Annotated in this window: 20 protein-coding genes; 4 read left to right on the top strand and 16 right to left on the bottom strand. The window is 62.8% G+C overall.

Annotated features, from left to right (window positions below; translation table 11 throughout):
* Window positions 1–151 precede the first annotated feature (151 nt).
* From creD to VK98_RS17225, 10 genes are all read right to left on the bottom strand, one after another.
* Window positions 152–1,519 (bottom strand): cell envelope integrity protein CreD, encoded by a 1,368-nt coding sequence (gene creD / locus VK98_RS17270; protein ID WP_048415213.1) that lies wholly within the window; start codon window positions 1,517–1,519, stop codon window positions 152–154.
* Between the two features lie 94 nt (window positions 1,520–1,613).
* A complete protein-coding gene (creC, locus tag VK98_RS17265; protein ID WP_048415212.1) occupies window positions 1,614–3,032 on the bottom strand; it encodes a two-component system sensor histidine kinase CreC in 1,419 nt (472 codons plus the stop codon).
* 2 nt (window positions 3,033–3,034) lie between these two features.
* Window positions 3,035–3,715 carry a two-component system response regulator CreB gene (gene creB, locus VK98_RS17260; protein ID WP_048415211.1) on the bottom strand — a complete coding sequence of 227 codons (681 nt, stop codon included), beginning with the start codon at window positions 3,713–3,715 and terminating at the stop codon, window positions 3,035–3,037.
* On the bottom strand, window positions 3,712–4,176 hold the full coding sequence (gene nudB, locus VK98_RS17255) for a dihydroneopterin triphosphate diphosphatase (protein WP_048415210.1): 465 nt from the start codon (window positions 4,174–4,176) through the stop codon (window positions 3,712–3,714). The genes creB and nudB overlap by 4 nt, the downstream gene beginning before the upstream one ends.
* On the bottom strand, window positions 4,176–4,799 hold the full coding sequence (locus VK98_RS17250) for a response regulator transcription factor (protein WP_048415209.1): 624 nt from the start codon (window positions 4,797–4,799) through the stop codon (window positions 4,176–4,178). Before VK98_RS17250 ends, nudB begins: the two co-directional genes overlap by 1 nt.
* 18 nt (window positions 4,800–4,817) lie before the next feature.
* Window positions 4,818–6,101 carry a mechanosensitive ion channel family protein gene (locus tag VK98_RS17245; RefSeq protein WP_231589313.1) on the bottom strand — a complete coding sequence of 428 codons (1,284 nt, stop codon included), beginning with the start codon at window positions 6,099–6,101 and terminating at the stop codon, window positions 4,818–4,820.
* 39 nt (window positions 6,102–6,140) lie between these two features.
* Entirely contained in the window at window positions 6,141–6,842 is a 702-nt protein-coding gene (lolD, locus tag VK98_RS17240) for a lipoprotein-releasing ABC transporter ATP-binding protein LolD (RefSeq protein WP_039754126.1), read from the bottom strand.
* Window positions 6,835–8,079 carry a lipoprotein-releasing ABC transporter permease subunit gene (locus tag VK98_RS17235; RefSeq protein WP_043593116.1) on the bottom strand — a complete coding sequence of 415 codons (1,245 nt, stop codon included), beginning with the start codon at window positions 8,077–8,079 and terminating at the stop codon, window positions 6,835–6,837. Before VK98_RS17235 ends, lolD begins: the two co-directional genes overlap by 8 nt.
* Before the next feature lie 79 nt (window positions 8,080–8,158).
* On the bottom strand, window positions 8,159–8,380 hold the full coding sequence (locus VK98_RS17230) for a hypothetical protein (RefSeq protein ID WP_048415208.1): 222 nt from the start codon (window positions 8,378–8,380) through the stop codon (window positions 8,159–8,161).
* Window positions 8,381–8,454: 74 nt separating this feature from the next.
* On the bottom strand, window positions 8,455–9,189 hold the full coding sequence (locus VK98_RS17225; RefSeq protein ID WP_231589312.1) for a C40 family peptidase: 735 nt from the start codon (window positions 9,187–9,189) through the stop codon (window positions 8,455–8,457).
* Between the two features lie 274 nt (window positions 9,190–9,463).
* On the opposite strand from VK98_RS17225, the gene VK98_RS17220 reads away from it, so the two are divergent.
* Together VK98_RS17220 and VK98_RS17215 are read left to right on the top strand one after the other, a co-directional pair.
* Window positions 9,464–11,146: an AarF/ABC1/UbiB kinase family protein gene (locus VK98_RS17220; protein WP_048415206.1), complete on the top strand. Its 1,683-nt coding sequence runs from the start codon at window positions 9,464–9,466 to the stop codon at window positions 11,144–11,146.
* 1 nt (window position 11,147) lies between these two features.
* Window positions 11,148–11,957, top strand: a complete 810-nt coding sequence (locus VK98_RS17215; protein ID WP_048415205.1) for a hypothetical protein — start codon at window positions 11,148–11,150, stop codon at window positions 11,955–11,957.
* 293 nt (window positions 11,958–12,250) lie between these two features.
* On the opposite strand, the gene VK98_RS17210 is transcribed toward VK98_RS17215, so the two are convergent.
* Window positions 12,251–12,889 carry a hypothetical protein gene (locus VK98_RS17210; protein WP_156187928.1) on the bottom strand — a complete coding sequence of 213 codons (639 nt, stop codon included), beginning with the start codon at window positions 12,887–12,889 and terminating at the stop codon, window positions 12,251–12,253.
* Window positions 12,890–13,262: 373 nt separating this feature from the next.
* Between VK98_RS17210 and VK98_RS17205 the strand changes: the two genes are divergently transcribed.
* Window positions 13,263–13,688: a hypothetical protein gene (locus tag VK98_RS17205; RefSeq protein WP_156187927.1), complete on the top strand. Its 426-nt coding sequence runs from the start codon at window positions 13,263–13,265 to the stop codon at window positions 13,686–13,688.
* Window positions 13,689–13,961: 273 nt separating this feature from the next.
* Window positions 13,962–14,954, top strand: coding sequence for a DUF2860 family protein (locus VK98_RS17200; protein WP_197083082.1), 993 nt, complete (start codon window positions 13,962–13,964; stop codon window positions 14,952–14,954).
* 126 nt (window positions 14,955–15,080) lie between these two features.
* Here VK98_RS17200 and VK98_RS23855 read toward each other — a convergent pair whose 3' ends face one another.
* From VK98_RS23855 to VK98_RS17190, 5 genes are all read right to left on the bottom strand, one after another.
* A complete protein-coding gene (locus VK98_RS23855) occupies window positions 15,081–15,518 on the bottom strand; it encodes a hypothetical protein (RefSeq protein WP_156187926.1) in 438 nt (145 codons plus the stop codon).
* Window positions 15,519–15,662: 144 nt separating this feature from the next.
* Window positions 15,663–15,833 carry a hypothetical protein gene (locus VK98_RS23850; protein ID WP_156187925.1) on the bottom strand — a complete coding sequence of 57 codons (171 nt, stop codon included), beginning with the start codon at window positions 15,831–15,833 and terminating at the stop codon, window positions 15,663–15,665.
* Between the two features lie 456 nt (window positions 15,834–16,289).
* Entirely contained in the window at window positions 16,290–16,658 is a 369-nt protein-coding gene (locus VK98_RS23470) for a hypothetical protein (protein WP_197083081.1), read from the bottom strand.
* Window positions 16,659–16,895: 237 nt separating this feature from the next.
* Window positions 16,896–17,222, bottom strand: coding sequence for a hypothetical protein (locus VK98_RS17195; protein WP_156187924.1), 327 nt, complete (start codon window positions 17,220–17,222; stop codon window positions 16,896–16,898).
* Between the two features lie 11 nt (window positions 17,223–17,233).
* Window positions 17,234–26,767, bottom strand: coding sequence for a hemagglutinin repeat-containing protein (locus tag VK98_RS17190; RefSeq protein WP_053077451.1), 9,534 nt, complete (start codon window positions 26,765–26,767; stop codon window positions 17,234–17,236).
* Between the last annotated feature and the right edge of the window lie 66 nt (window positions 26,768–26,833).

Here is a 26,833-nt window from a genome sequence, read left to right as displayed (position 1 = left end):
GCGGTGAAAAACCAAGGGCCCGGAAGCGGAATCCGGGCCCTTGCCCAGCCCGGCGGAACGGCCGGGCGGGAAAACGATAGCGAGAACGCGTTACCTGATGATGGCGGTTTTGTGAAATCGGATATTCATGCCGTCGTCAAGACCGTCGCGCTCAAGACTGCGGCGGGGGCGGCGGCGCCAGCGCTTCCGGCGCCGCTTCCTCGCTCCGCGCGGAGAAGCGATACCAATCCAGCCTCCGGGTCAGCGTCATGATGGCGGTCAGCGCGGCGAACAGCAGCAGGCTGCCCAGCAGCAAGGCGTTGTCCTCGGACTGCAACAGGCCGTACAGCACCGCGTACAAGAGGCTGAGCAGGCCGGCGAAGCCCAGGCCGCGCTTCCAGCCGCCGAGGATGTGGCTGACGTAGAAGCCGATCTGGCCGACGCAGGCCGTCGCCGCCAGCAGATAGGCAGGCCCGAAGCCCAGGTGCTCGGACAAGGCCAGCAAGACCAGGAAGAACATCACCAGCGCCATGCCCACCAGCACGTACTGGATGGGGTGCACGCGCAGGCTGCGCAGCGTTTCCAGCAGGAAGAAGGACAAGAAGGTCAGGCCGATGAACAGCACCGCGTATTTGACCGAGCGCTCGTTCTGCTGATACTGGTCCACCGGCTGCACCAGGCCGGTGCTGAAGGACGGCAAGGCGCTCAGGCCGGACTTCCCTTCGCTGAAGGCCGCCTGCTGGAAGCGGTCGTTCAGATTGTTGGCGAACCAGCTGCTCTCCCATTGCGCCTTGAAGCCCTTGGCGTCCACATTGCGCTGCACCGGCAGGAAGTTGCCGATGAAGCTGGGGTGCGGCCAGTTGGACGCCAGGCTCAGCGTGCTGCTCTCGCCCACCGGCACATAGCTGATGCTGCGCGTGCCCTGAAGATTGAGCTGGAAGGCGAACGGCAGCGTCTGCGCCTTGGACAGGTCCAGCAGCTGCGGCAACGCCGCGTGTATGCCCTCGCTCATCCGCGGCAGGCCGGCGCCGGCCGCGAAGGGGAGCGCCTTGCCGCCGGCGTTCAGCCGCGGCACTTTGCCTATGCCGCGCGGATCGCTGATGCCCACCGCCAGATAGGGGGTTTTCAACTGAATCGATGGCTTGAGCAGTTCCGGCTGCGGCGGAATCTCGAAATGGCCGTTGAAGCCGGCCTCGCTGCCGAAGATCAACGCCTGATAAATGCCCAGCGAGCGCGGGCTGACTTTGAGCTTGCCGTCTATCGCCAACTGGCGCGGCAACACATAGCGCTCCAGCTCGTGCTTGACGCTTTGCGTCTTGCCGTTCTGCTTCTCCTCCACGGTTTCCACATAGGGAATCACCAGCACCGGACCGATCACGGTCTGCTCGCCGCTGGTGCTGGCCACCACTTTCTCCACCGCTTCTTCCTGGTAGTGTTTGCGTTCGGAGATCAGGTTGCTGATCGCGCTCACCGGCACCAGCAGCGCCAAGGACAGCGCCAGCAGGATCAGGATCTTGGTCAATAAGGGGTTTTTCTTCATCGCTTGCCTCCGGGTTTCATCACGGAAGACAGCGTAAGCCCTGGGAGTGAAGCGGAAATGGGCTGGTGTGAAGAGCGTGTGAAGTCCGCGCGGCTCAGCCCAGCGGCAGCCACAGCCGCGCCTCGGCGCCGCCGTCGGCGTGGTTGAACAGCTCGGCGCGGCCGCCGTGCAGCTGCGCCACCTCCCGCACCAGGCTCAGGCCCAGGCCGGTGCTTTTGCCGCTGTCCGGGCGCGGCAGCGAGTAGAAGCGCTCGAACACGCGCTCCAGCGCGTAATCCGGCACGCCCGGCCCGTGATCGCGCACGCGCAGCAGATAGCCGCCCTCTTCCGGCGCGCCGTCCAGTTCGATCACGCCGCCCGGCGGGCTGAACTCCAGCGCGTTGTCCAGCAGATTGGACAAGGCCTGCGCCAGCAGCAGCCGGTCGCCGTTCAGGCTGGCCGACGCCAGCCTGCGCACCATGCCGACGCCGCGCCGCGCGGCGGCCAGCGCCTTGCCGTCGGCGGTTTCCTCGATCAAGGCGGTCCAGTCCAGCGCCTGGGCGTCCGGCCGCAGCCGGGACTCCACCCGCGCCTGCCACAACAACCTTTCAATCAACTGCTGCATGCGCAGGCTCTGCGCCAGGATGTTGTCGACGAAGCGGCGGCGCGTTTCCGGCGGCGGATCTTCCCGCAGCAGCTCGCCGGCGCCGCGTATCGCCGCCAGCGGGCTTTTCAGCTCGTGGCTCAGCGTGTGCACATAGCCTTCCACATAGGCCTTGCCCTCCAGCTTGCGCCGCATCGCCTCCACCGCCTGGCCCAGGCTGTCCAGCTCCGGGCTGCCCAGCCGCGGCAGATTGGCCGGCTGGCCGGCCGCCACCGCCTCGGCGTAGCCCACCAGCCGGCGGATGGAGCGATTGATCCACCACACCATCACCGCGCCTATCAGCAGGGCCGCGCTCAGCAGCGCGCCGCCGGCCAGCATGATCTTGCGCTCGCTGCGGCGTATCACCGGCTCCATCGTCACATTGGGCTTGGACACGGTCAGCGAGCCGACGATGCGCCCGTCCAGCCGCACCGGGGCGGCCACGTGCATCACGCTGCTGTTTTCGTCCTTGGGGTCGCTGCGGGTGCTGCGCGCGCCGTATTCGCCGCGCAGCGTGCGGTAAACATCGTTCCAGCGCGAGTAATCGCGGCCCAGATCGCGGCCGCTGGAATCGAAAATCACCACGCCGCGCGCGTCGGTGACGTAGACGCGGAACTCCATATTGTTCTTGACGATGCCGGAGATGTTGGCGGCGATGGGCGGCCGCGCCTTGTCGCGGAAGGCGCGCGCCAGCCGTCCGTTGGCGATGTCGCCGTCGGCCAGGTCGGCGGCGGCGATGCCGGCCAGCACATTGGCGCTGTCCACCAGCGTGCCCTCGGTGGCGCGGCGCACCCCCGGCTTCACTTCCTGGGTGAAAATGGCCAGCACGAACCAGCCGGCCACCGCCACGATCAGGAAATAACCGAGGAACAGCCGCAGGCCGAAGCGCATGCTCACTCGCCCAGGCTGTAGCCCAGGCCGCGATGGGTCTGGATCGGCTGGGCGTCGGGGTCGATGTCGCGCAGCTTGGCGCGCAGGGTTTTGACGTGGGTGTCCACGGTGCGGTCGAAGCTGTCCTCGGCGTCGCGCCACACCCGCTCCATCAATTGCTGGCGCGAAAACACCCGGCCCGGCTCCGCCAGCAGGGTTTTCAGCAGCAGGTATTCGTAGCGGGTCAGGTTCAGCTTATGGCCGGCGAAATGAACGCAGGCGCGCGCCTCGTCCAGTTCGAAGCCGGCGGGCGCCGGCGCGGCGGCCGGGGTCTGGCCCTTGGCGTAGCGCCGCAGGATGGTGCGCGCGCGGGCGCTGACCTCGCGCGGCGAGAACGGCTTGGCCACGTAGTCGTCGGCGCCGATTTCCAGGCCGATGATGCGGTCCATTTCCTCGCTGCGCGCGGTCAGGAACATCAGCGGCAGATCGGCTCGCTCGCGCAAGCGGCGGCACAGCTCGAAGCCGTTGATGTCCGGCAGGCCCACGTCCAGGATGCACAGCGACGGGACGGCGTGGTCCAGCCGCTCCAGCAGCGGCAGGCCGCGCTCGAACCACTCGACGGCGAAGCCGTCGGTTTCCAAGGTGTAGATCAGGGTGTCGGCGATGCCGGCCTCGTCCTCGGCCAGCCAGATCAGCGGCTTCATGGCCGCGCCGGCGCCGGCGCCAGCCTTTGCGGCAGCAGCCGCAGCGCCTCGGCGTTGGACGGCGAGAACACTTTGTCGGCGGCCTCGTCCCAAGGCAGCCATTGCTGGGCCAGATGCTCGCGCGGCGCCAGCGTCACCGTCAGCGGCCGCTCCAGGCACAGGCCGAACACGTGTTCGTCGTTGTGGGTGACGCCGTCCGGATAACGGTGGCGCCAATGCGGATAGATTTCGTAGCGGTTGACCAGGCCCCAATCGCTGAGCCGGGGGTCGTCGCGCTCCAAAACCAGGCCGGTTTCCTCGGCCAGTTCGCGCAGCGCGGTGTCGCGCAAGGCTTCCTCGCCTTCGCGGCTGCCGGTCACGGATTGCCAGTAACCGGGCTTGTCGGCGCGTTCGATCAACAGCGCCTGGCCGTCCGCGGTGTGGATCACCACCAGCACCGATACCGGTTGCTTGCTGCCCATCAGCGCTTGCCTCCGTTGGCCGGGCTCTGGCTGGCCAGCAGGCCGGCCAGCTCCACCGCGGATTTGACGCCCATCTTGTCGAACACGCGGGCGCGGTGCACTTCCACCGTCTTCATGCTGATGGCCAGCTCCTCGGCGATCTGCTTGTTGAGCTTGCCGGTAAGGATCAACTGCATCACTTCGCGCTCGCGATCGGTCAGCAGGGACAGCGCGGCGGACACCTTGCTGCGGCGGCCGTGCAGCAGACGGTTCTGCTCGTCGCGCAGCACCGCGGCCTCGGCGCGCTCCAGCAAACGCTCGTCGTCGAACGGCTTCTCCATGAAATCCAGCGCGCCCAGCTTCAGCGCCGCCACCGCGTGCGGCACGTCGCCGTGGGCGGTGAGCATGATCACCGGCGGACAGTATGGCCAGCCGGCCAGCTTTTCCAGCAGCATGATGCCGCTCATGCCGGACAGCCTCAGGTCCAGGATGATGCCGTTGAAGTCGCCGCCGTCCGGGCAGGCCAGAAACTCCTCCGCGCTGTCGAAGCCGCTGGCCAGATAGCCCTGGCCGTCCAGCAGCCATACCAGCGACTCCCGCACCGCGGCGTCGTCGTCTATGATTGCCAAGCGTTTGCCTGCCATGGAGGCGTCTCCCCTGCCTTAGTCTTGCGGCTTGTCGTTGAGAATGCGGATTTCCCGCTGCGGGAACGGCATTTGAATGCCATGTTGCTGGAACAGCCGCCAGATTGCCATATTCAGATCGGATTTCAAGCCCATGAAGCCGTTTTCCGGGTCCGCCACCCAAAAGCCCAGCTCAAGATTGATGCTGCTGTCGGCAAACAGGGTGACGAAGCCGCGCGGCGCGGGGTCCTGCTGCACCCGCGGGTGATTGGCCGCCTGCTTGAGCAGCTCCAGCGCCTTGTCCAGATCGGTGCCGTAAGCCACCGACACCGGCAGGCTGGTCCACATGCTCTTGTCGGAATACGACTGATTCACCACGGTATTGGACATCAGCGAGTCGTTGGGAATCAGCGCCTCGGTGCCGTCCGCGCCCTTGAGCACCACGTAGCGCGAGGTCATCTTGGTCACGTAGCCTACGCGGTTCTCCACCATCAGCCGGTCGCCGATGCGGATGGAGTGGTCCAGCAGAATGATGAAGCCGGACACGAAATTGCTGGCAATCTTCTGCAAGCCGAAACCCAGGCCGATACCCACCGCGCCGCCGAACACCGACAGTACGGTCAGATCGATGCCCACCACCGGCAGCGCGATCAGCACGGCGGAGATCAGCAGCCCGGTGCGGGTCAGCTTGGCGAACACGATGCGCAGGCTGGGGTCCAGATGCTTCAAATTCATCAAGCGCGATTCGATCAGGCGGCTGGCCCACAAGGCCACCACCACGATGATGGACACCCACAGCAGGCCGTTGAGTATGGTCAGCATGTTCAAGCGGCTCTTGCCCACCGAGAACGACATCGACTCCAGCCACTCGATCACCACCATGTCGAAGCCTATGGCCCAGCTGACGAAGCCCAGCCACAGGGCCGTGGCCAGGAAGTGCTCGGTATGGCGTTCGAAACGGCCCTTGGGCAGCGCCTGGCGCACCACCGCGCAGCACAGCCGGATCAGGGTCAGCCAGAACAGCATCGCGCTCAGCAGGTGCAGCACCATCGCGCGCTCGTGCAGCAGGTGCACCCAGGCCGAACGCGACAGCATCACCAGCGCCTGCGCCGCCACCGGCAGCACCAGGCGGAAACCCACATAGGGCAAAAAGCGCTCGTAGCGCTCGGGGCTGTGATCGAAAAATTGCTTGAAGGCGAAACGGGCCAGATAGAAGGCGATGAACACGCACAACACGCCTATCGCCGACTCCATCATGCCGGACGGGGTTTGCAGAATGTCCAGCAAGGCATCGAAATCGATTTCTTCACGCTTGAACAGCAATGTGGTCTCCTAAAGCTTTGGAACGAGTCCCGATAAAAATCACAGCGGCAGATCGGCGGCGCGCGCCGTCTCCGTCAACTTGCCTTCCGTCAGGCGCAGCACCCGCTGGGTGCGCGCCGCCAGGTCCAGATCATGGGTGACGATGATCAGGCTGGTGCCCAGCGTGCGGTTCAGTTCCAGCATCAGATCGAACACTTGCTTGGCGGTGTGCACGTCCAGATTGCCGGTGGGCTCGTCCGCCAGCAGGCAGGCCGGACGGGTCACCAGCGCGCGCGCGATCGCCGCCCGCTGGCGCTCGCCGCCGGACAATTCGCCCGGCTTGTGCTGCAGCCGCTGGCCCAGGCCCACGCGGCCCAGCATCTCGCTCGCCTCCCGCTCCGCCTGCTTGCGCGGCATGCGGCGGATCAGCAGCGGCATCATCGCGTTTTCCAGCGCGCTGAATTCAGGCAACAGATGATGGAACTGATAAACGAAGCCCAGCGAAGCGTTGCGCAGCCGGCCGCGTTCGGACTCGGACATGGTCGCCAGATCGCGGCCCAGCACCTCCACCCGGCCGGCGCTGGGCGTGTCCAGGCCGCCCAGCAAATGCAGCAGCGTGCTCTTGCCGGAGCCGGACGCGCCGACGATGGCCAGGCTGGCGCCCTTCTCCACCGTCAGGCTGACTTCGGACAACACCGTCAGCTGCAGCTTGCCTTCGTTATAGGACTTGCCCAGCCCTTGGCACGACAACACATTACTCATAACGCAAGGCCTCCGCCGGTTGCGTGCGCGCCGCGCGCCAGCTGGGGTACAGCGTGGCGAACAAGGCCAACGCCAGGGAAATCAGGGTGATGGTGGAGACATCGCTCCACTGCACGTCGGACGGCAGGTAGTCGATCATATACACCTCGCTGGACAGAATCTTGCTGCCGATCACGCGTTCGATCAGCGGCACGATCACATCCAGGTTCAAGGCGATCAGCACGCCCGAGGCCACCCCGGACAAAGTGCCCAGCACCCCGGCCACCGAGCCCTGGATCATGAAGATTTTCATGATGCTGGCCGGCGACGCGCCCAGCGTGCGCAGAATGGCGATGTCCGCCTGCTTGTCCGTCACCACCATCACCAGCGTGGACACCAGATTGAAGGCCGCCACCGCCACGATCAGCGTCAGGATGATGGTCATCATCCTTTTCTCGATCTGCACCGCGCGGAAATAATTGGAATTGGTGTCGGTCCAGTCCGTCACCAGGTTTTGCGGCAGCTTGGCGCGCAGCGCCTGCTTCACCGTCGGCGCCAGCATCGGGTCGTCCAGCTTGAAGCGCACGCCGCTGACGCTGTCCCCCATCCGCGACAACACCTGGGCGTCGCGCAGGTTCACCATCGCCAGCGAGGCGTCGAACTCGAACATGTCCACCTTGAAAATGCCCACCACGGTGAACTGCTTGGAGCGCGGCAACATGCCCGCCGGCGTGATCGTGCCCTGCGGCACGAACAACATCACCTTGTCGCCCAGGCCCACATTCAGCTGGCGCGCCAGTTCCGCGCCCAGCGCCATGCCGAACTCGCCGGGGCGCAGGCTCTCCAGCTTGCCGGCCACCATGTGGCGGCCCACGTCCACCACCTTGTCCTCCAGCGCCGGCTCGATGCCGCGCACCAGGCCGCCGCGGACATTGCCGTAAGCGGAGAACAGGCCCTGGCCGTTGACGAAGGGCGCGGCGGCCAGCACATGCGGCTGCGCGCCGCCCAGCTGGGCTACCTGCCGCCAATGGTCCAGCCGGCCGTCGTAAGTGCTGACCTCCAGGTGCGAGGCCACGCTCAGGATGCGGCCGCGGATTTCCTTCTGAAAGCCGTTCATCACCGACAGCACGATGATCAGCGCGGCCACGCCCAGCGCGATGCCGACGATGGAAATCAGGGAAATGAAGGAAATGAAACCGTTGCGGCGCTTGGCCCGCAAGTAACGCAGGCCGATAAAGGCTTCAAAAGGCCAATGCATCAAAAAAGCCCCTTTCCGGAGCGAGTCGCGGGCTCGCCGCACGCGGCGGCCAACCCGAGGGGGTGGATGAAAACGGCGCTCAGCGCCCTTGATAGGGGTTGTGCAGGCTTTGCATCACCTGAACCAGGAAATCCTTCACCTGACCCTCGTCGCAGCCCATCAGCACCGCGTCTTCCAGCGCGTCCTGCGCCAGCTGGGCCAACTCCTCCAGGTTCTCCTGCATCACTTTCAGTTTTTCCACGCAAGCCACCACATTGCCTTGCGGGTCTTTCCACACCGGTATGTCCACTTTCAATGCCATCGTCTCGCTCCAAAGCACATTGCCCGCAACGCGGGCAATGTCGTTCCTGCATCCTTATCAGCTTAAGCCGCCAATCAACGCTTGGCTTTTTTCTTGGCGCCGGCGGAGGCTTTGCCACCCTTCTTCGCCGCCGCCTTGCCGCCGCTCTTGCCCGACTTCTTCGCTTCGGCCTTGCCGCCCTTTTTGGCGGCGGCCTCCGGCTTGCACTTCTTGCCCTTGCGGCACTTCGTCGCCGGAGCGCTTTCCGCCGCGGCCTTGCGCGTCGGCGCCGCCACGTTCAGATCGTCCGAGGTGTCAGCCGATTGCGCCGCCGTGCTGCGGTTCACCCGCCGCGCGCCGTTGAAGCGGCCGTTCCAGTAGCTCTGGTTGATATTGGCCACTTCGATGTTCTTGCCGGTGCGCGGCGCGTGAATGAACTTGCCGTTGCCCATATACATGCCGACATGGGAATAGCTGAAGCCGCGGGTGTTGAAAAAGACCAGATCGCCGGGCACGAGTTCGCTGCGATTGATGGATTTCCCCACGCGGGCCATTTCGGCGGAAGTGCGCGGCAGATTCACTTTCAGGGATTTTTGAAACACATAGCGGATAAAGCCGCTGCAATCCAGGCCGTTTTCCGGCGAATTGCCGCCGAAACGGTAGGCCACGCCCAAGAGGCTCATGGCTTGCAACAACAAATCCCCCACCGCGTCTTCCGCGGGGGAGGAGAATTTGGATATGGGATCGTCCTGGCCGGACTGCGCGCTAGCTTCCGCCGCGGGGCGCCCTTCCGGAGGGGCCTTTTCCGGCGCCGCTTCAGCGAATACCATAAAGCCCGCCAGCACCAGAGTCATTAAGCGGAGTTGCAATTTCATAGGCCGAACTCTATCGGACGGGGGCGGTAGTGTAAAGCCGCAGCCCGGCCGTTTCCAGCGCTTTGGGCCGGCCCGCTTGAACCTTGGACAAGACAGCCGGCACTAATGGCGTACAATCCATCGCATTGGCATGGCCGACGACAAAACCGCGCGGCGGGACGGCGCTGGCGCGCCCGGACGGCAAGCCTTTGTTTTTGAGTGAAAACCCAATGCCCACAAGGCAGAACCGATGCTGAGAGAAACTCTGATCGCCATGCGCGACCTGCCGCGACTGAAGGAAATCAGCGGCATCCTGATCCGTCACGGCCTGGGCGAATTCGCCCAAAGGCTAAAATTACCGCGCGCGGTGGAAAAAGCCGGCCAATGGCTGAACCTCAACCTGCCGGAGCCGGAAAACCGCCCGCCCACCCCGGTGCGCGTGCGCCTCGCCTTTGAAGAACTGGGCCCCACCTTCATCAAGCTGGGCCAGATTCTCTCCACCCGCGTGGACGTGTTTCCGCCGGACTGGATCACCGAATTCGAAAAGCTGCAGAACAAAGTGCCGCCGGTGCGACCGGAAGCGGTGCGCCGCCTGGTCAAGGCCGCGCTGGGCGACGAGCCGGAAGCCGTGTTCGCCCACTTCGACTTCAACCCCATAGGCTCCGCCTCCATCGCCCAGGTGCACCGCGCCACCCTGCACGACGGCAGCGACGTGGCGGTCAAGCTGCGCCGCCCCGGCATTGTGGACAAGGTGGAAGCGGACCTGCGCATCCTCAATCACCTGGCCGGCCTGCTGGAACTGGAGTTTCCCGACGTGCGCCGCTTTCAGCCGGTGGAAATCGTCGGTCAGTTCGCCCGCTCGCTGAAGCGCGAAATGGACCTGGCGGTGGAAGCGCGCAACTCCGAGCGTTTCGCTCGCGACTTCGCCGACGATCCGGAAGTGCAAGTGCCCAAGGTTTACTGGGACTACACCAACGCCGCCGTCAACGTGCAGGACTACATCGCCGGCGTGCCGGCCGCCCGGCTGGAACAACTGGCCGACAGCGGCCTGGACCCGGTGCTGCTGGCCCAGCGCGGCGCGGACGCGGTGCTGAAGATGATCTTGATCCACGGCTTCTTCCACGCGGACCCGCATCCGGGCAACGTCTTCTTCCTGCCCGAACACCGCATCGCCTTCATCGACTTCGGGATGGTGGGCCGCATCAGCCACGGCCGCCGCGACGAAATCGTCGACCTGCTCGCCGCCGTGGCCAACCGCGACGAGGCCGGCATCATCGACGTGCTGATCGAATGGACCGGCAACACCCCGGTCAACGAGCGCCAATTCGCCCACGACGTGGGCGAATTCCTGTTCCAATACGAACATGTTCCCCTCAAGGGCATCAACATCAGCCAGCTGATCGCCGACATCATGGCGCTGATTCGCGACCACTCCATCCTGCTGCCGCCGGACATGGCCATGCTGTTCAAGGCGCTGATCACCCTGGAAGGCCTGGGCCGACAGCTGGACCCTGACTTCCAGCTCATCGCCCACATCACCCCCTTCGTGCGCGAGCTTTCCATCGCCCGCTACCACCCGGCGGCCCTGCTCAAGCGCGGCCGCCACTCGCTGGGCGAAGCGCTGGCCATGCTCTCCAGCCTGCCGCGCGACCTGATGCGCATGGGCAAGGACATGCGCCACGGCAAATTCCGCGTCAACCTTGATTTGCAGCGGCTAGACAGCTTCGGCCGTCAGCTGGACCGCAGCACCAACCGGCTGACCATGGGCATCGTCACCGGCTGTCTGATCATCGGCTCCTCCATCGTGATGACCGTCAACGCCGGCCCCAAGCTGTTCGGCCTGCCCTTCTTCGGCTTCGTCGGCTTCATGCTGGCCATGTTCAACAGCGTGTGGCTGGTCTGGGCCATCTGGCGCTCCGGCAAGGATTTGTGACATGAAATCAAACAAGAAAAACCTCTTTGCGGCCGCCTTGCTCGGCCTGGCCGCCGCGGCCAACGCCGCCGACGTCATCACCCTCAACTGGCGCGACGGCGACGAAGTGGCCGCCGCCCTGCGGCCGCAGCTGCGCGACGGCGAAAAACTGGGCGCGCTGGGCAACCAGCTGATCCTGGACGCCCCGCCCGGCCGCAGCGCCGAGCTGCGCCGGCTGATCCGCCAACTGGACGTCAAATCCTCGTCCTTGCTGGTGGAAGTGGCCCAGGACGGCGTCAGCCGCGAAAGCAAATCCGCGGTGCAGCTAGGCGGCCAGGTTCAGGGCGGCGGCTACAGCATCAGCACCGGCAAGCCGATGACGGTGCGCCCCGGCAGCCAGGTGGTGATCGCCGGCGGCGCCAGCCAGTCCAATACCCGGTTGCAGGCCAGCCAGGCGCTGCGCATGTTGGACGGCAAGACCGGCTTCATCGAGATAGGCAGCAGCCGGCCGCTGCCCTGGCTGATGTTCGGCGCCGACGGCCGGCCAGTAGTGGGCGTGCGCTACCAGGACGCCGTCACCGGCTTCTACGCCCGCCCGCGGCTGCACGGCCAGCGCGTGACGCTGGAACTGGCCGCCAGCCAGCAAGCCTTCAACGGCCAGAACCTGGACAGCGCCAAACTGGCCACCACCGTGGAAGGCGCTGTAGGAGAATGGTTGACCGTGGGCGGCATCGGCCGCGACCAGAGCGGCCAGGAAACCGTGCTCATCGGCGTCAGCCGCAGCAATGTGCAACTGGAGCGCAGCATCAAGGTGAGAGTGACGCCGCAGTAAGACGCCGTTTGCAATTCGCGGCGCGCCATTGAGTACGGCGTCGAAACGCTCATGCACAACAAGCGCACTCCGCTTTCCCGCTAGTTTTCGCCTTGTCTCACTCTCAATGGCCCTCAGGGTTTTGAGCCTGGCTGGGCACTGCTTGAGGCGCCCCAAACCTCCTCAAGAAAGCGCCGCGCGGGAGTCGCAGCGCGGCGCCCACCCTACCCATGGCCAGCGCATAGGAAGGGAGCAGCCGTAGGCGATGCCCGCCAGCGCTCGCCTTGTGAACCGGTTCAGAGGAACTCCCCGCCCTAGCCCGCCGGCGGCAGCCAGCGCGCCCAGTCCGGCAGCTCGTCGTGGTCGCGGCGCGGGCCGCGGCCTTCCCTGTCCCCGCCGCGCGTCACCGTGCGCGGCGAATCATAAGCCGAAGCCGGACGCTCCAGCCTGGCCTCCAACTCCCCGCCGCGCCAGGTCCACACCATCGCGTTCAAGCGATTGCGCGCCTGACGCGCGCGCCACATGCCGCCGTCCTCGTCCACGGCCATCGCCTCCTCCTGATTGCAGCTGGCCACCAGCGTCCAACTGCGTACCCGGTAGTCCCGCAACTGCAGCAGGCGGTAAGCCGGAGCGCACTCCGCGTCGTCCGCGCGCAGCAACACCAACGCGTCCTTGCCCACCACGCGGGCGTCCACGATGCGCACCCGCTTCCATTGCGCGTCCAGCGGGGCCACCAGTTGCCTATCGTAGAATTTAAGCTCGAAGCGCCCGCCCAGAGAAGAGCGCAGCACTAGGTGATTGCCGGCCAGCGGCACGTCCTGATGCACGAAAGCCAACGCCTCCTGCAAATCCAGCTGGCGTTTGAGCGTACCGTCGGCGGAGCGTTGTTGCGAACAGGCGGGCAAGGCCAGCAACAGCGGCACCAGCAAGGCAAAGCGGCGAATCCTCGTCATGCCAGCCCTTTCGCGGCATGGTTGCTGATCGTTCAATACTACCACCAATATTTCCAGCTCCCGTCCGCCCGTCGTCTCAAGCCCGCCCCAAACGCTCCACGCCCGCCCCCTCTCCCCCTGCGCCCGGCGAACGCCGCGCTTGCCTAGCCCGCTGCGGGCCGGCAATAATGCGGCCGTGCTTGAGATTACAGGCACCGGGATTGCAAACCCGTCTCAGGAAAAGACACGCCATCGCTATGCCTTAAACGGCGGGCCATGGTGGGGAGGCCTATGGCCTGCCGGTTGTCTTTTCCCGGTTTTGCAATCCCTGTCATGCGCCTGCCTTCCCGATTGCAAACGGGAGCGCAGGGTTTACCCAGAAAGGAACCTGCACATGACATACACGCAAAAACCTCCTCGTCGTCGCTACCATCCCGACCCTCGGCCTCTGCCCTACCAGGCCTTGCCCTTCGCCGCCCTGCCCCCCGGTCAAGCCAGGGCGCACTGCTGGCACGTGCCGCCGCTTGCCGATCGCCGCCAAGCCTATCTGCTGGGACGGGAATACGCCGGCCACTACCTCGTCTTCCTGCAGGACAACCCAGGCAGCGCGGACCGTTTTCTGCTGGCGCGCATTGCCGAAGACGTCGACTTCAGCGCCCCCGGCGCGGCCAGCGCGTGCTGGGCCGGCTTCTTTCATCTGGTAGAGCAAGTGCTGACGCAGAGCATCGCGCCGCTGGACGTGTTCGACTACATCGACCGGCTCAACACCTATGAGGCTTCGCTGCAGCAGATCTTGCGTCAAACACCACCGAAAACTTAAGATGTGCACAAAAACAATGCCGGCCGATTCTGCTGCGCCAGTTCGCACTGCAATAGTCCCGCTCCCCATGGAGGCAATCGCCATGACAATGACAATTCCGCAACAAGCCGCAGCTAAAACAAAGCCATCTCAGGCTAAATTTTCGCGGCGAGCGACAAATCCGCCAGCCGCCGGCTTAACATGGACAAACAATTCATTTTGCATAAGCCGACGCCGCGCGACGCGGCGGCGGCCAAAACCAAAGGCAGCTCTTTTATTTTGAGGATGATGAATATGCGCACTATATGCGTGGGCTTGTCCGCCTTGCTGGCGGCTCAACTCGCAGTGGCGGACCCGATACCGGCGGAAAACGGCTTCTCCGGCAGCATCGGCCTGGGCGTGGGCGGCAACCGCGTCAAATCCAACCTTTTCAAGGGGGATAAAAATCAAAGAACCAACAGCCTGAACAGCGCGCCGGAATCCCATAACGACTCCTTCGCGTTGCCGGTGCTGGACCTCAGCTACACCTTCGCCGCCAGCCGCACCCAGATCGTGTTCGACAGCCAGATCCACGACCCGCTGGGCATGGACGACACCCTGGAACTGGGCGTGCGCCAGCAAGTGGGCAACAACGGCATCGTCTCCGCCGGCCTGCTCTACGGCGGCCTCAGCAAAAACACCTGGACCGACCCCTACGCCGTGGGCGTGGACCGCGACGGCACCAAGCGCAAATCCACCGGCCTGTTGCTGGGCTGGGAAAACATCATGGGCACCGGCTTCAAGGCCCAGCTGACCCAGCGCAACATCAAGATAGACGACGAGCGCAGCGGCCAGAGCGTGGCCGGCCTCAGCGCGGCGGACCGCGCCACGCTGAACCGCAACGGCGACGCCACCTTGTTGAAAGCGGGCTATGAATGGGCGTTCGCCCCCAATCAAACGCTGACCCCCGGTTTGAGCTGGGGCAAAGACAAGCTGGACGGCGGCGCGATGAGCAACAAAAGCTACGGCCTAAGCCTGGACTACGCCTACAGCAGCGATCTCAACACCTTCAGCGCCGGCCTGCAATTCCGCAAACAGCGCTTCGACCAGGGCAACCCACTGTTCGGCAATAAAAAAGCCGACAGCAACGCCTACGCCGTCGACCTCAACTACCTGCGCCATCAGCTGTTCGGCGAGAAAGCGCTGTCCGCCTTCGTCAGCGCCGCCTACGGCAAATCCAACGCCGACATCAGCTTCTACGACGCTGAAATCCGTTCGCTGGGCGTGGGGCTGATTTACTCGTTTTAAAAAGGCGCACCAAGCTCAGCCGTTTTTGAGTATGAATGGCTGCAATGTAAAAAACCCGCTTCCGCGGGTTTTTTACATTGTATTTTCCGATAAGCCTTACTGGATCATACGATACCAGCACCTGCCTTATCGTTTGCTCTTGCAGTAAAAAGTAGACTCCCCGCCCACTTTATTAATTTCATACTCCCACTTCACAATATCAGGCGTAGCGCCATATATGCCGGCAACGCCCATGCTGCCATCTTTATGAATATTGATATGAGCATTGCTGCCATCAATGCCAAAAATCAAGCTAGCCCCATCAGACGCATAAGGTACATTGTTCACAATAACCGGATCAATGTCCAATGTAACAATGCAATTGGAGGAACTGCCAAACTGTCGGCTGGGGATGGCAAGATTGCCTATCCCTGGATTCTGGCTGGGGCCCACGCCTTCAGGCAAAAAAGTCCATTCTTTTTCAACCGAATACACCAACACGCTACCTAAATTCAGAGATCGCCCATCCGCGCTCACAAATCGAAATGTCGTTCTCAAAAAGCTAGAATTTGCTTGGAATTCCATTTGTTCATCCTTGTCAATAGAGTATAGGCCGTACCACACTCGCAACGCCGTCAGCTTTGCACCATGCAACCAAACCAACCTCTATCACACTCTAGACAAACGTTCCGTAGAAATCCCAAACACCTGAAAAAATGTCAGGATTTGTCAATCTTCAAGTACCTTAGCCAAGATTTTCCGCTTTGCTTGAATGGCAAATGACAACATCCTATCAAGGTCAATATTAATATTTACATGACGCAACAGCAGGATGCCCGTCGCTTTATTTTCATTCAAAATACCAAAAGCGTCATTGCATCTCAATAAAATGAAGTCCAACCATTCTCCAAATTATTTTTCACATTCATTAAGGTGGAAACAAAACCAGCGAGATCCAAATCAATCACCCCATCCTTTAGTGGAAAAATTTGAACTCTAGCCCTCTCACCCTCGGGCTCACAATAAATCTCTGCCAACTACCTATCATTCTGAAATATTTCAAAAACAACATTATTTCGATCCGGCAGACTAGCTATTTGTACTAACAAATCATCGCTCATCTCAGAGATTCCAAGAGATCACTCAATCAACCCTATTCATTCTGCAGCATACTTGCATTCCACCTCTCATCAGCATGCTTTCACGACAAGCAGTCACCTCACAGCCTGCTCCAAGTACCCTTGTTTCTGCTGCTCAATTTGAGATAGAGCTACACCCCCCCCTGTCACAAGCCCCTGCTACAGGCGAAGCAGCTATTGTCCAAGCTCATTAAAACGAGCACAACAACCCTAGTGACTAATCATTCCCCAAATTACCATAGCAATCTGGCAGCACATACCCTTCAGGCAGCTCCGGCCACTCCCCCATTTTAAGTATGGCTTCCGCATCATCAGCAATTGCATCAAACAAACTTGACAAGCCCATTGCGTAACTCCTTAGCCTTAGCAACGCCGATTGCATTGCCAATTCATCGTTAACACTTTTTGCACGAGAAAGCAGGGCAGCTCTAGACTGGCAAAGTGCCATATACTTCAATAGCAAATTTTCTAGTGATGCCCTATAGTCAATCGACAAATCATCAACATCAACAGCACTAGAAGATTTTTCGTTAATAATTTCTAGAAAATCAATTTTCATTTCATCAAGAAAAGAATATGTTGCCACCCATCACCCTATCAAATAGAAAATTCATTTCTGCGTAAACCCGAAGCGGTTTGCTCCGCCTCCTGTTCTACTTTCCGAATGGTGTAACACTCTTTGCTTCCGGAAGCTTTATTCATCAAGGGCGATCTTGGTTGAAAAACAACCAAACCAACATGAGTCCAGCTCAGGGTTACATTAGTTTTCGCCCAATATACCCCCCAGCAGGACGGCCTTTACGCCCACAACAATTCGTTAAATTTAAAAAATCTCAAAATGCAGACCACTAACAATTAAATTAAATTTTTTAATATCAACAATCTCTCCTTGGAATTTTACATCCTCACTTTTCCGCAGAGTACCAATTATGCTTGCATCACACAAATAGCTGAACTCACTCCCGCCGAGGGCAGGAACCAAGGAGAAAAGTATTTTCTCAAGATCGGGATGCTGGATTTTTATGGCATTTTTCATAGAGAACGCGTCTTCCTTACTCTCTACCAAGTACCCAACCCCTGAGACCATAGCAAAACAGCAATCAATCTCAACATCTTTATCAAAGCCACTACTCAGAATAAAATTTTCCATTCATCTAACCATCAATGTGTGTAAACCACTTGGCCTGTAAATTTTTTCACAAAATCAATAACGGGAGTGAAATATTGCGTCCCCGTACCAGGATCTCTGATTGCAACCACTCGCTGACCCTGCCTAGAAGTCACCCCATCCACTACAACAAAATGTCCACCGCCGGAGTCAAGCGAAACCCTTGCTATTACTGCATTACCTCTAGACGTTCCTGCTGCAATATCATTAACAGACTGTCCCACTGCCCACTTTGCTGAAGGCAACCCATTTTTTTGCAATGCACCAGTTAAGCCAATCACATCTGTACCTATACCAGGAATTAGATTCGCATCTTTTGCAATTTGCGTGATATTAACCCATTTCCCCGTGTCATTTAATATCATTGTACAAGAAGTTGGGCCACATGCCACATTGCCAATGTTTGACACATATCGCTGATCTATAACTATACGCGACCCAGCCCTTGACATTGAATTTGTTTCTGTTTGCAAGCTACCGGCCACATCTGTCGCCAAGCTCCCAGAACTTTCCCCATCGGAAGCGATTGCCTTAGGCCCCTTCAACCCTATCAACCAACCAAAATCACCAACCGCAAGTTTAACAACATCCAGAACCCCACCATAACGCATGGCTGCGTTACGTATTGCGCCTCCCGCCATGTCATTGGCGCATTCAACTGTACTACACGTCAATCTTGCCAACTGCAAGCTGTTTGCAACCTCAGTAACACACTGACTATCTGCCTTGCAAATTGAGGATACACTAGACATTGCATTATTCAATGCGGTATTGAACGCCTTTTGGTACTCTGGGCTGAAGTTGTTTCGCCGATCACTTTCTTGAACCGCAACCTTAATTAAATCATTTTCACACAATGACTTAGCTGCACCTGATTTTCCTCCACACTGAGTTGCAAGCTTTCTTCCCAAAGCATCAATTTCTTTGGGCCTTAGTGTATTATTCTCTACTTCATTCTTGGCCGTCTGTGCCCCTGCCAGCGCTCCAGCACTATCACCGCCAGCCAACGAGCCAGCCAAACTACCCGCCATCGTCGTCAGCGCGGAAATGGTCTGTTTCTGGGACTCGTTGAGATCCTCGACTTTTTTCCCAGGATATAGCTGAGTTAACAGTAATTCTGCCACGACGGGAGCCGTTGCGCCGCCCGCAGCCCCCGCTGCCGCGCTCTCTCCCTTCATCTGCGCCAGCGCCGCGCCCAGCAAGGCGTGCGCCATCACATTGGCTTCTTTGTTGCCGTCGGTCATTTTCTTGACCACGCCGGCCAGGTAAGGCGCGGCGGCGCCGCTGATGGCGGCTTGCACATTGCCGCCGGCCAGGCCTTGCAGCGCGGCGGTGGCGGCTTGGGCGGCACGCTGGAAGTCACTGTTGGCACCCCATTTATCCTGTAGCGCCTTGTACTTTTCGCTCTTCGCGTACTCTGGGTTGCGCCGTACCTTCTCGTTTTCCTCCATCATCATCTCAGTGGCGACGATCTGGGTGGCTTGCGCGCCGATCTGGCCGATCAGCTGGGCTTCCTGCAGGCGGTTGAGCTCCTTCTCCTTGTCGAAGATCGGGCTCAGGCCGTTGGCGGCGTGTTCGGCGTCACGACTCAGGTCTTTCAGATCCTGTTGCTGCTTGTCCTGGTCGCGGACCTTGATCGCACCTTCGCTGACCGCGGCGTAGGTGGTGGATTCGGTGTGGCCGCTGCTGTTGCCTCCACCCAGCACGCTGCTGGCGCCCTGGCTCATCAGCGTGCCTTTCAGCGAGTCGGTGATGTTGCCGCCGCTGCTGATGCCGAAGCTTTGGCTCTCCACCTTGAAATCCGCCTGGTTGTGCTGATTGCTGAAGCCCAGGGTGCCGGTGTCCAGCGTGTTTTTGTCCGCCTTGGCGGTGCTGGCGATCACCGCGCCGTCCAGCTGGGTGTGGAGGCCCACCTTGACGTCGAAACCGCCCTGGCCGGCGTAGAGGCCGGTTTGCTCCTGCACGCTGACAAAGTCGCTATTGGCCTTTTGACGGCTGATGCTGATGGAGGCGCTGCCGCTCATGCTGCCGAAGGTGAAGCTGGCGCCGGCGGAAGCGTTGCTCTGCTCGCTGTGGTAACGGTCCTGATCTTGCAGACTCTGCAGCGTCAGGTTGCGGCCTATGTCCGCCACCACGGTCTTGCCGCTGGCGCTGGCGCCGGTCAGGCTCGCGTCGCGGCCGCTTTGCAGGTTCAGAGTGTCGCCGGCGCTAAGCACGGTTTCGTTCCAGCGGCTGCCCTGGCCTTCTTCCTTGCCCCTGCCCTTGTTGGCGTTGGCGAAGATGGAGATGCCGGCACTGCCATTGCTGACACCTATGCTGAGGCCTGCATTCCAGCCGCTGCTCTTGTTGCCGCCGCTCTGAGAGTCTTCATTGCGGCCAGCTTGCAACTGCAGATCCCGCGCGGCGTCCAGCGTCAGGTCCTTGCCGGCCTTGAGACGGCCGCCGGTAACGCTGATGTCGCCGTCCAGCACCTGGCCTTGGGCGTCTTTGGCGCCGCTGCCGGTGGCGGTCAGGCTGAGATTGCCGCCGGCGGTGAGCTGGCTGCCCTGGCTCTGGCTTTGCTGGCGCTGGCTGTGGGATTGGCTTTGCTGGTTGCCCACGGACAAGCTGATGCCGACAAAGCTTTGTTCCGCCGCCGGTTTCATCGCTTCCTGCTGGTAGGCTTGATAAGCCTGGTAGCCTGACAGACCGGCCTGAACGCCTTGCAGCGCAGCCAGGCGGCCGCTGGCTTTTTTGCTGTCCTGCGCCTGCTGCACGGCGGTGTTGGCGGCGGCGCCCACCACGCCGGACAAGGCCACGGTGAGGCCGCTCTTGCTGGCTTCGTGCTTCTCGTCGCGCTGATAGTGGTTGGCCACGTCTTCCACGCGAATGTTCTGCGCTTGCACGTCGATGTCGCCGCCGGCAACCAGGTCGGAGCCCTTGATCAGCGCATTGCGGCCGGCGTCGATATTGACCTTGCCCAGCACGCTGCCCACCGTGCTATTGGTTTGGCTGACGCTGGTTTCGCCCACCTGATCGCGCTGTTTCTGGCTGCCGATGGTGAAGCCGATGCCGCCGCTGCCCAGCAGGCCGGATCGTTTAACGCTTTCGTCGTGCTGCTGGTACTGGAGGTTTTCCGCTGTGGTGACGTTGACGTCGCGGCGGGCGCTCAGGTCCACGTCATGAGTGGCGGCCACGCTGCTGCCGGCCACGGTCAGGTCCTGTCCGGCTTGCAGGCTGATGCTTTCGCCGGACAAGCTGCTGCCCTTGGCCTGCGTTTGCCGTTCATCGGTCTGGCTGAGGCTTTGCTTGCTGTTGGCCAGATTTTTGCGAGTGCTGGCGGCTTGCTCCTGGAAGCTGTGGCTTTCTTCCACCGCGCCCACGCGGATATCGCGCGCGGCGCTGAGCTTGAGGTCGCCGTTGTCGCTGGCCAGTTCGCTGCCCTGCACGGTGAGGTCCGTCTTGCGCGCCTGGATGGTGACGCCTTGCTGGCCGCTGATTTGGCTGCCCTGCGCTTGCGTGTCGCGAATGGCTTGCTGGCGTTGGCTGCGGGTCTGGCCGATGTGATTGTTTTCGTAGTCGTCGATTTCCACATGGCGCTCCGTCGCGCCGATGTCCACTTGCGTGCCGGACAACAGCACCTGACCCTGGTCGCTGGCGACGCGGCTGCCTTGCACGCTCAGTTCCTGGCCGGCCACGGCGACCACGCCGGCTCCGCCGCTGAGCTGGCTGGCAATCAGCGTATCGGCCTGATAGCGCGCCTCCACCCGGGAGCTGGCGCTATCGGCGGTGAGCTTGGTGTTGTTGGTGGTTTTGTCCGCCTGCACCGTAAGCTTGTTGCCGGCGCTGACATTGAGCTGACCCTTGGCCTGGGCGCTGGAGCCGGTCAATGTCAGATCCTTGCCCGCGCTCAGGTTGAGCTTGCCGCCGGATTGCAGGCTGCTGCCCTGCGCGGTTTCCCACACGCCGCTGACGGTGGCGACGCCGCTGCCGCCCACGTCGGCGCCCAACGTGGCGTCGCGGTTGCCCATGCTGCCGGCGATCAGATCTACGCTGCCTTCCTTGCGACTGCGCGCGGTGCCCAAGGTCAAGTTGTTGCTGGCGCTGAGCGTCAGTTGTTCCGAGGCGTCCACCTTGGCGCCCTTCAAAACGATGTCCGCGCCGCTCAGGCTGACGTCCCGCCCGCTGACGGCGGCCTGCCGGCCGGCGTTTTGCAGATCGGTGTCCAGCCTCAGGCTGTCCGCCAACAGCTTGACGGTGTCGGCCTGGATCAGGCCTCCGGTATTGCTCAGAACCTCCGCCTTGGCCACCAGGCTTTGGTCCGCCTGCAGCTTGCCGCTATTGCTCAGGCTGGCGGCGGACAGGCTGAGGTCTTTGCCGGCGATCACCGCGCCGTCGCCGCTGAGGCTCACGGTGTTGTGCGCCAGATAGACGGTGGGCACCAAGACGGTTTGCGGGCCGTTGGCGGTGTTGACGGTTTCGCTGACCATCCAGACGATGTCTTGCTGCAAAGCGGCGATTTGCGCCGGGGTCAGCGCCACACCGGTGGTCAGCCGGAAGTCCTTGGCCACGTTGACGCCCTGGTTCATCAGCGTCTTGAATTGTTCGGTGGCGTCCTCTCCGCGCAGCGATGGACGGCCGGTCAGCGCCAAGATCTGGTCGCGCACCAGCTTTTGCTCGTAATAGCCGTCGCCCAGGCGCTTGTGCGCGCCCACCGGATCGTAGTTCAACTGCTTCAGCATGTAGTCGCTGCTGATGAAGTTGTTGTACTGGGTGAAGCGACTATCGGTTTCGATCAGATAGGAGGCCGTGGGGCTGGGGTTTTGCTGGAACAGCTGGTTGTTGGGCAGGCGGTCCAGCAAGCCGGGCTGAGCGGCGCTGCCCTTGAGCGGACCGGCTTTCGCGCCGGCCGCGGCGGAGCCCGCGGCCGCTGCCACGTCTTGCTTGTCCCAGCGCGCCTGCTCCGCTTCCGCGGCGGCCTTGGCCGCCTCGGCCACGCTGACCTGGGCCGGATTGACGGTGACGTTTTCTATGCTGGGCGCGCGCACGCTGACGCCCTGGTGGCCGGCGATGGTGGCGTCTATGGTCTGCAGCGCCACCGTTTTGTCCTGGGTGTATGTGGGATACCAGTGCCGCGTATTGCGGTCGTAGTGGTCCGTGCCGGTTTCCTGGGTGCGCTCGTTGACGGAGTAGCCGCGGTTGATCACGCGCGCGTCGCCTCCGCCATTGTCCGCTCCGTTGATGGTGACGGCGCCGTTGGCGGCGATGCGGCTGGCGTCGTTCAGCAATTGCCCGCTGACGCTCACCGTCATATTGCCGCCGGCGCTCAGGCTGGCCACTTCGCCGACGGAGATCAGCTTGTCGCGGGTCTTGGTGCCGCTGGCGGAACGGTTGCGCAAGTTGAACTTGTTGCCGGGATCGACAAAATCCAGTTCCAGCGGGTTGAGGTGGACGGCCGGGTTCCATTGTTCGTTGCTGCCGGACCAGACCTCTCGCCATACCGTGTGCTCATAGGGACAGGCGGCGCCCTGGAAGCAGCTGTAACCTTGGTAGAAGGTCATGTCGTAGCCGCCGCTGTCGTTCTTCTTGATGGCGTTGTAATTGACCCAGCGTTCCTGTGTGCCCTGGAAGCGGACCAGGGCCTGCTTCTTCGCTTCGTTCACTTGCAGAATGGTGCCGTATCGCGTCTTGGCCGCTTCCGCGTCGTTGACCGGCAAGGACTTGGTCACCGCGGACCAATCCCAGCCGCCCACGCGCTCGAACACATCAAAGTAGTAGTTGTATTTGTACCAGCTGTATTTTTCGCTCTCGGCCTCGCGCTTGATGTCCACGTGGGTGCGCTGGTTGTTGAACCGGGCGGCGCTGATGGCAACGTCGCCTTCGGCCTCTATCGTGGTGGAGATGTTTTCGATCAAATCTCCGCTGCTCAGGCTCAGGGCGCCGCCGCTGTAGATGTAGCCGCTGTCGCGGTTGCTCAGGCGGGCGCCGGCGTTAAGGCTGAGGCTGCGGGTGGCGGCCAGCACCGCCTGGCCGCCGTGGTTGTCGATGACGCCGCCGTTCACCGTGACGTCGCGGCCGCTGATCATGCCGCTGTTGTCCAGCCCCCCGGCGCTCAGCGTCAGTTGTTCCGCGTCCAGCCGGCCCTGGTTGACCGCCAGGCCGGCGCTATTGATGTCCAGGCGGCCGCTGGCGGCCAGCTTGGCGCCCGCGGCGTTGCTGAAACTGGCCGCTTGCAGGCTGACGTTGCCGGCGCTGGCCCACTGGCTTTCGTTGCGCAGGCTGCCGCTGGTGCGGAAACTCAGAGCCCCCTGGCTGGCCAGCGTCTCTCCGTCGCGGAAGACGTAGTCCTGCTGCAAATCCAGGCTGAGGCCGCTTTGTCCCACCATCTTGCCGCCCTGGTTGCCCAGTTGCCCGGCGGTCAGGCTCAGCGCCTGGCCGCTGTTCACCGCGCCGCCCTCGTTGTGGAGCCGGCTGGCGCTCAACTTCTGATTGCGATTGGAGATCAGCTTGCCCTGACGGTTGTCGATCTGGCCGCTCAGTTCCGCCTCCAGCGCGCCGGTGGTTTGGATCTGGCCGTATTGGTTGTCGAAACTGGCCAGCCCCAGGCTGACGTCTCCCAGGCTCAGCAGGCTGCCGTAGCGGTTGCTCAGTTCGCCGGCCTTGAGCGCCAGCGCGCCTCGGCTGTTGAGCAAGCCGCCGGTGTTGTCCACGGCGGCGGCCTGCAGCGCAAGGCCCTGGTCCGCCACGATCTTGCCTTGCTTGTTGTCCAGCGCATCGCTGACGGTCAGCCTCGCCGCGCCGCCGCTCTGCAGTTCGCCTTCCGCGTTATGCAACCGCGCCAGCTGGTAGTTTGCGTCTCCGCCGCTGAGCAACTTGCCTTGCTGGTTGCTCAGCAGGCCGCTGTCCACTTTCAGGCTCTGGCCGCTGCTGATCTTGCCGCGCCGGTTGTCCAGTTCCCCTGCGCGCAAGCGCTGGCCTTGGTCAGCCACCAGCTTGCCGTCCTGATTGTCCAGCAGGCCGCTGGCGTCCAGCGTCAGGTCGCCCAAGGTCTGGATCTGACCGCCCTGGTTGTTGAGCGCGCCCAGGGTCAGCGTCAAACCTTGCTGGCTGGCCGCCGCGCCGCCTTGATTGTCCATCTGGCCGGCGTTCACAGTGATGCGTTCGCCGCCCGCCAGCGTGCCTTGCCGATTGTTCAGCGCGCCGGCGTCCAAGCGCATCGCGCGCTGGGCGCTGATGCGCCCTTCCCGGTTGGCGATATCCCCCTGGGTTCGCACAGCCAGCGCGCCGCCGCTTTGCAGCTTGCCGCCGCTATTGTCCAGCGCAGCCAGTTGGAAGTCGCCGTCGCCCAGGCTGACGATGCCCCCGCCCCGGTTTGCCAAGGCGCCGGCTCGCAGCGTCAGCGCTTGTCGGCTGCTGATTTCGCCGCCGTCGTTGTTGAGGCTCGCGGTCTCGATCTCCTGATCCTGGTTGCTCAGCAGCTTGCCCGCGCCGTTGTCCAGCGCGCCGTCGGAGCGCAACGTCAACGCGCCTTCGCTCTCCACCTTGCCGCCGGCGTTGTCAATCTCGCCCGCTTGCAGGCCGACGGCCGCGCCGCCGTGGATGGAGCCGGCCTGATTGCTCAGCTTGCCCGTCGCCTTGATCGTCAGCGGTCCGCCGCCGTCTATCCGCCCGGCCTGGCCATTGTCCAGTTGCGCCGCTTCCAGCTTCAAGGCGGCGTCCGCCAGCAATGCGCCGCCGCGGTTGTCAAACGCTCCGCCCGTCTCCAGCGTTAAGGCGGCGGCGCTTTTCAGAGTGCCGCCGGCATTGTCCAGGCTGCCGACGTTCAGACTCAGGTCCCCATTGCTCCCCGTCAGGCCCCCCTGATTGTTGAAGCCGCCGCGCACGGTCCATTCTTGCGCCGTGCCGCCCAGGGCCAGCAGTTTGCCGCCGCCGTTGTCCATCTGGCCAAGACTCAGCGCCAGGCTGTCGGCCTCGATGCGGCCGCCGCGGTTGTCCAGCAGTTGGCCGATGCGGAAGTCGCCGCTGCCCTGGCCTATCTGTTCCCAAACGCCGCCCAGGTTGTTGAGCGCGGCGGCGCTAGCCTGCCATTGGCCCGCTTGCAGCGTGGCCGCGTCGCTGTCGATCTGCCCGCCGGCCTGGACGATCAGCCGGCCGGTGTTCAAGCTGGCGCGGCTGAGCCCCAACCCGTCCGCCGCTTTCAAGGTGGCGCTGTCCTTGGCGCGCAGTTTGGCGTCGGCGGCCTTGATTGTCGCCGCGTCCAGTTCCAGGCTGGAGCCGGCCAGCGCGTGGCCGCTCAGCTGCAGGCTGTCGCCGGCCTTCAGGCTCAGCGCGCCTGCCGCGCCCACTTGCCCCTTGTCGTCGCTGCCGGCGGCGAAGTCGCCGCTGGCGGCGATGCTGCGCGCCTTGACCCTTACTTCGCCGGCCGCCGCCATGGTGCCGCTCTGGCGCAAGGCGGCGTCGCCGTCCAAGGCCAACTTGCCGCGGCTGTAGCTGGCGCCGCCGTGTTCGATGTCGCCGGCGGCGTGGTACTGGATGTCGCCGCCGTTCTGGCGGCCGCTCAGGGTCAGCTGGCCGGCGCTGTCCAGCCGCAGCTGCTCGTCGCCGCTCAGCTGCCCGCTGCTGCGCACGCCTACGCCGGCTTCGGTGGCCAACAGGCGGATTTTGCCGGCGTACATGCCGCCCAGTTGCGCCACGTCGATGGCGAAGCCGGGCCGGCCGGCGCCGTCCGCCGCCAAGGCCTGGACGTTTTGATGGTCCGCGCTGACGCGGTTGCGGCCGGCGCTGACGCGCAGATTTTGCGCCCAGATGCCGGCCTGCACTTCCACCGCGCGCGCCATCAGATCCGCGTATTCGGTGCTGCCGGCCTGCATGCCGGCGCCTTCAATGCGGATGGCGCCGCTTTCCACCCGGTAGCCGGCCAGGCTGCCGTCCGGATTCAGCTCAGGGCGTCCGGTGGTCAAGGTCATGCGCCCGGCGTTGATGGTGCCGCAGCCGTCGCAGAGAATGCCGGAAGGGTTGGCCACGATGACCTGCGCGCGGCCGCCGGCCACTTCCAGGAAGCCGCGCAGCTGGCTGGGGTTGGCGCTGTTGACCTCGTTGAGGATCACCCGCGCCGGCGCGCCGGGACTGAGATTGGGATTGCCCTGTATCCAGCCGCCCAGCTGGGTTTGCACGCTGGTGGCGCTGTTGTTGAGAATGGCCCCGCCTTTGTCGACGTCGAACTGGCTGTACTGATTGCGGGACACCCCGGCGGCGCTGGGCGCCTGGATGTTCACCTGCGGCAGGCCGTTGGCGGTGCCGATCACGCCGGGACGCTGCGCCGCCGGCGCGTTCGGGTCCGCCACGATGCCAGCGGCCAACGCGCCGCCTGCGAACGCGCACCAGCTTGCCCAGACGATGCCGCGCAAGGTCACGGCCAAGCGCCGGCTTGCCGCCGCCGGCGCGGCGGAACGGCCGCCGCCCGCGCCCAGCGGCTTGACGATCTCGGCGACGGCCATGATCAGGCCCCGCGCGCGGTTGAAAATCAGACGGTAACAAAGACGGTTCATGGCCAAAACTCTCGACAAGAGCGAGGCCGCCAACGCGAGGCGTTGCCGCCGGCCCCAAATTCAAAA

Origin of the sequence: Chromobacterium sp. LK11, assembly GCF_001043705.1 — a bacterium.
Lineage (GTDB): Bacteria > Pseudomonadota > Gammaproteobacteria > Burkholderiales > Chromobacteriaceae > Chromobacterium > Chromobacterium alkanivorans.
This window is presented reverse-complemented; position numbering and strand designations above follow the sequence as displayed.

Excerpts from the sequence above, each read along its gene's own strand:
- creD (WP_048415213.1), bottom strand. The coding sequence starts at position 1,519 with ATGAAGAAAAACCCCTTATTGACCAAGATCCTGATCCTGCTGGCGCTG.
- creC (WP_048415212.1), bottom strand. The coding sequence starts at position 3,032 with ATGCGCTTCGGCCTGCGGCTGTTCCTCGGTTATTTCCTGATCGTGGCG.
- creB (WP_048415211.1), bottom strand. The coding sequence starts at position 3,715 with ATGAAGCCGCTGATCTGGCTGGCCGAGGACGAGGCCGGCATCGCCGAC.
- nudB (WP_048415210.1), bottom strand. The coding sequence starts at position 4,176 with ATGGGCAGCAAGCAACCGGTATCGGTGCTGGTGGTGATCCACACCGCG.
- VK98_RS17250 (WP_048415209.1), bottom strand. The coding sequence starts at position 4,799 with ATGGCAGGCAAACGCTTGGCAATCATAGACGACGACGCCGCGGTGCGG.
- lolD (WP_039754126.1), bottom strand. The coding sequence starts at position 6,842 with ATGAGTAATGTGTTGTCGTGCCAAGGGCTGGGCAAGTCCTATAACGAA.
- VK98_RS17235 (WP_043593116.1), bottom strand. The coding sequence starts at position 8,079 with ATGCATTGGCCTTTTGAAGCCTTTATCGGCCTGCGTTACTTGCGGGCC.
- VK98_RS17230 (WP_048415208.1), bottom strand. The coding sequence starts at position 8,380 with ATGGCATTGAAAGTGGACATACCGGTGTGGAAAGACCCGCAAGGCAAT.
- VK98_RS17225 (WP_231589312.1), bottom strand. The coding sequence starts at position 9,189 with ATGGTATTCGCTGAAGCGGCGCCGGAAAAGGCCCCTCCGGAAGGGCGC.
- VK98_RS17220 (WP_048415206.1), top strand. The coding sequence starts at position 9,464 with ATGCTGAGAGAAACTCTGATCGCCATGCGCGACCTGCCGCGACTGAAG.
- VK98_RS17215 (WP_048415205.1), top strand. The coding sequence starts at position 11,148 with ATGAAATCAAACAAGAAAAACCTCTTTGCGGCCGCCTTGCTCGGCCTG.
- VK98_RS17210 (WP_156187928.1), bottom strand. The coding sequence starts at position 12,889 with ATGACGAGGATTCGCCGCTTTGCCTTGCTGGTGCCGCTGTTGCTGGCC.
- VK98_RS17205 (WP_156187927.1), top strand. The coding sequence starts at position 13,263 with ATGACATACACGCAAAAACCTCCTCGTCGTCGCTACCATCCCGACCCT.
- VK98_RS17200 (WP_197083082.1), top strand. The coding sequence starts at position 13,962 with ATGCGCACTATATGCGTGGGCTTGTCCGCCTTGCTGGCGGCTCAACTC.
- VK98_RS23855 (WP_156187926.1), bottom strand. The coding sequence starts at position 15,518 with ATGGAATTCCAAGCAAATTCTAGCTTTTTGAGAACGACATTTCGATTT.
- VK98_RS17195 (WP_156187924.1), bottom strand. The coding sequence starts at position 17,222 with ATGGAAAATTTTATTCTGAGTAGTGGCTTTGATAAAGATGTTGAGATT.
- VK98_RS17190 (WP_053077451.1), bottom strand. The coding sequence starts at position 26,767 with ATGAACCGTCTTTGTTACCGTCTGATTTTCAACCGCGCGCGGGGCCTG.